Origin of the sequence: Catenibacterium sp., assembly GCF_052354645.1 — a bacterium.
Classification (GTDB): domain Bacteria; phylum Bacillota_I; class Bacilli_A; order Erysipelotrichales; family Coprobacillaceae; genus Catenibacterium; species Catenibacterium mitsuoka_A.
On sequence record NZ_DAWDDM010000194.1, the window covers coordinates 1 to 3,818 of the forward strand.

Here is a 3,818-nt window from a genome sequence, read left to right on the forward strand (position 1 = left end):
ATATACTCTTCATTAATGTAGATAGAAACACTGATGATCTTTTCTTTTTCTACTCGATCAATCGCCATAATAATATGTGTCAAAATACGTGAGAAATTTTATGAATAATCATAATACATCTTATAGGTCATCTTTTCATCTTCCGCATTCTTCTTTTTAGAAGTGACAAGTCGGCCATAGTTCATCATAGAATCGACAATCTTATTACGTACTGTCATATCATTAGAAATTTTTTCCGCAATGATATCCTTAGCCCCCTGCAATGCCTCTTCTCTAGAAGTGATTGTATCATTCAGATAGGCATCTATGTCTTTTTCATTAAATGTACGTGGTAAAGAAAGAAGTGTCTTAGCTAAAGGTTCTAGACCTGCTGCAATAGCCACACTGGCTCTTGTTTTCTTTTTCTGTTTATAAGGACGATAGATATCTTCTACCTGTGATAAACGTGTACATGCATTGACCATCTTCACGATATCATCATTTAAGTGTCCTAATGTTTCTATTCTTGTAAGGACTTCTTCTTTTCTTTTTTTAAGATTCACCTGATAGTCATATTGTTCCTGAATCACACGAATCTGTTCTTCATCTAAGCCATGTGTTAATTCTTTACGATAACGAGCAATAAAAGGAACAGTACAGCCTTCTTCTAGTAGTTTTAATGTATTTTGTATCTGTTCTGTCTTGATATTTAGCTGTTCTGAAAGTTTAAGTATAATATCTTCCTGCATTTTTTTCTCCTTTATAAAAGGCTGATTGCTCAGCCTTATGCATGCTTATATAAATATGTGATTGAAAGTGGTGGTAATTCCAATTGTCCGTTATAATCCACCATTTCTCCACTCATAAGATCCTGATAAGAACCATGTTCAATAGGTGGATAGATTGTATAAGGTACATCATCGATATTAAGTGCGACCACAATCTTTTCTCCTTCATAGTTTCTTTCTAATACATACTGCTTATTAGTAAGAACTAAATCCTTATAGTCTCCTAATGTGAGTGCTTTATGTCCTCTACGAATATGAATATATTTAGAAACTAAATCTGATAAATCATTAGGTGCAGGTGCATCGAGTTCTGGACGAAGTGGTGCATCTGTTACACCTTGAATCTTTTCACCTTTAATACCCCATTCTGAACCATAATAAATACATGGAATACCAGGAACTGCCATGAGTAAGCCAAATACTAATGGAAGTTTTCTTTCATCAGTTAATGTACTAGATATTCTATTCACATCATGGTTATCTACAAATGTGAGTAAATCTCTACCTCTATACATATCCATCGCATTTCTCTTTAATGTATGGGCATATTCAAACATATTCAAAGAGTTAAATGAAGACCAAAATGCTTTATATGATGGATAATCAGTGATTGCATCTAGTTTAGCTTCTGTATACATATAACCTGCATTATCACCTAATACTTCTCCTAACATAAAGAAATCCTGTTTTAAACTCTTGCAATGATCACTTAACATCGCCATAAACCATCTAGGTAATGAATAAGCGACGTCTAGTCTTAAACCATCAATATCAAAACACTTGATCCAGTAATCGACTGCATCTAGTAAATAATGTTGGACATCTGGGTTATCTAGGTTTAACTTTACAAGTTCATAATGACCTTCCCATCCTTCATACCAGAATCCATCACCATAGCTAGAATCTCCATCAAAGTTGATATGGAACCAATTGGCATATGAGCTTGCAGGTCCTTTTTCCTGGACATCTCTAAACGCAAAAAAGCCTCTACCAACATGGTTGAATACCCCATCTAATACAACCTTAATATCATGTTCATGGAGTGTTTTACATACTTCCGCAAAATCTTCATTTGTACCTAAACGCGTATCGATGAGATTATAGTCACGCGTATCATAGCCATGAGAATCACTGTTGAATACAGGATTGAAATACACAGCACCTATTCCTAATTCTTGTAGATAAGGGACAAAGTCCTTGATTTTTAAAATACGATGAGCCTGGATATCATCATTTACTTCAGGCGCACCACAAAGTCCTAGTGGGCAAATCTGATAAAATACTGTTTCTTGATACCACACAATTAACACTTCCTTTCTGTTTACTATTATACTTCATTTTTATGTGCTATCCAATCTATTTATATTATTAGTAACTTACATTTATGCATTTAGTATATATTTACATATATTCTAAATGTATTATTGTATATATCGATTATGTTCAGGGTCATAGTCGTTCAATAATAGTTCTATCTTATCGTCATCATAATCAAGATAGACATATAAGACATATATAAGTAAATCTTTAAGCTGCTCATGAATGTCTGTTCCAAAGTATAGACGTAATATCTTCTCACAGCTTAACGAAAAGCCTAATACATCTTTAGTATCCTTATAGTCTTCATATATGTGATCAATCATCCATCCCATTTCTTCATTAAGTGATTCTTTGAGTATGTTGTAAAATTGTTCCATATTAGTGCCTCTTGAAATAGTTTTGTATATCTTCTGCAGGAATGATAATGATTTCCCCTTCTTTATAATTATTCTTCCATGGTCCTGTTTTAGTGAGTGTTATAAGTGTTTTTAAAGGGTAACGAGAGAATGTATTGAGGATTTCATCTATGTATTCTTTCTTATTTTCATCTAGATCTAAATAAGCATCTTCAATGATCTTATAACGCATATCATCTTGTACTCTAAATGGGAATGTAGAGAATAAGTGATAGACATCAGGATAGATGACACCTTGCTTCCATGCTTCACAATGTTCATAAAAGAGTGGCTGTGGATAGGAATAAGCCTGTATGAAGTATAGATAGGATTCTAATTGCATAGGTGTGAGTTCTTCTAGTTTATAAAAGAGATAAGAGATCACCTGCAAGATTTCTTTTGAACATGAAAATTGTGATTTAAGAGTGAGACATCTATTAATTGCCTTTTTAAAGGCTGGTCCCATCTTTTCATAGTTCTTATTCACTAAATCCATCATATAGTCTATATCACATAGTGCATTGTGAATAACTTGTGCATAGTCAGGATGAGGGGTACTTCCCTGTAAATATCTTGTAATAGTGACTTCTCCAAAGCCTAAAGCATAAGATAATGGTGCTTTACCAAGATGATAGAGAGACATAAGGGCTTCTATTTCTTCTTGTATTCTTGTTTTACACATCTTATTCACCTTCTTCACACTTATTATAGCATATGATAGACTTTTTAGAAATATCTATCATATGCATTAAAACAAAGAAAAAAGTGCATATTATTGTGAATATGCACTTTCCTGTGTGAAGATATTTTCTATCTCCACCAACATTTTCCCAAATTCATTGAGCTTTATATAAAGCTCATCATCGTCAATATTCATGACGATTTCGTTTTGTCTGATCCTCGCATCATGCATATAACATATTGCAGAGATCTTTTCCTTCTTATCAGCGTCTAGCTGATATGTATCAATCAAATTTGTGATTGTCGATGCCTGATCTGAGAGCTTATAGGACTTGTTATGCACAAAGGCATAGACAATCATATGTTCGCCCTTGAAATTCTTATAGGGCATTAATAGTTTTTGATAATTCAGCATGCGCTTCACTTCCCCTCTTGTTCTCTATTATATCTTAGTTACTATTTATAGATAGGGTGTGGCAAGAGATTGGACGAAGAAAAAGAACATATTATAATTCTAGTGAAAAGATATTTTTAAGCTGTATTTTATGGTTATTGATATAAATATAGTGATAATTGAGATTCACTATTTGTATTGTTCCTCTTATTTTAGAATAAGAAGAACCTGTGTAATATACAAGTTCTACTTCATATCATT

At 33.1% G+C, this 3,818-nt stretch carries 5 protein-coding genes; all 5 read right to left on the bottom strand.

Annotated elements, in window-relative coordinates:
• Positions 1-98: 98 nt before the first annotated feature.
• The 5 genes from ACT8VG_RS08420 to ACT8VG_RS08440 all read right to left on the bottom strand — a co-directional run bounded on the left by ACT8VG_RS08420 (position 99) and on the right by ACT8VG_RS08440 (position 3,578).
• Complete coding sequence (locus ACT8VG_RS08420) at positions 99-728, bottom strand: Tex-like N-terminal domain-containing protein (RefSeq protein WP_444195618.1); 630 nt, start codon at positions 726-728, stop codon at positions 99-101.
• A gap of 35 nt (positions 729-763) precedes the next feature.
• Positions 764-2,068 (bottom strand): alpha-amylase family glycosyl hydrolase, encoded by a 1,305-nt coding sequence (locus ACT8VG_RS08425; RefSeq protein ID WP_444195619.1) that lies wholly within the window; start codon positions 2,066-2,068, stop codon positions 764-766.
• A gap of 120 nt (positions 2,069-2,188) precedes the next feature.
• A complete protein-coding gene (locus tag ACT8VG_RS08430; protein WP_444195620.1) occupies positions 2,189-2,464 on the bottom strand; it encodes a hypothetical protein in 276 nt (91 codons plus the stop codon).
• A 1-nt stretch (position 2,465) separates the two neighbouring features.
• Complete coding sequence (locus ACT8VG_RS08435; protein WP_444195621.1) at positions 2,466-3,164, bottom strand: Panacea domain-containing protein; 699 nt, start codon at positions 3,162-3,164, stop codon at positions 2,466-2,468.
• A 90-nt stretch (positions 3,165-3,254) separates the two neighbouring features.
• Entirely contained in the window at positions 3,255-3,578 is a 324-nt protein-coding gene (locus ACT8VG_RS08440) for a DUF1828 domain-containing protein (protein WP_117459183.1), read from the bottom strand.
• Positions 3,579-3,818: the final 240 nt, after the last annotated feature.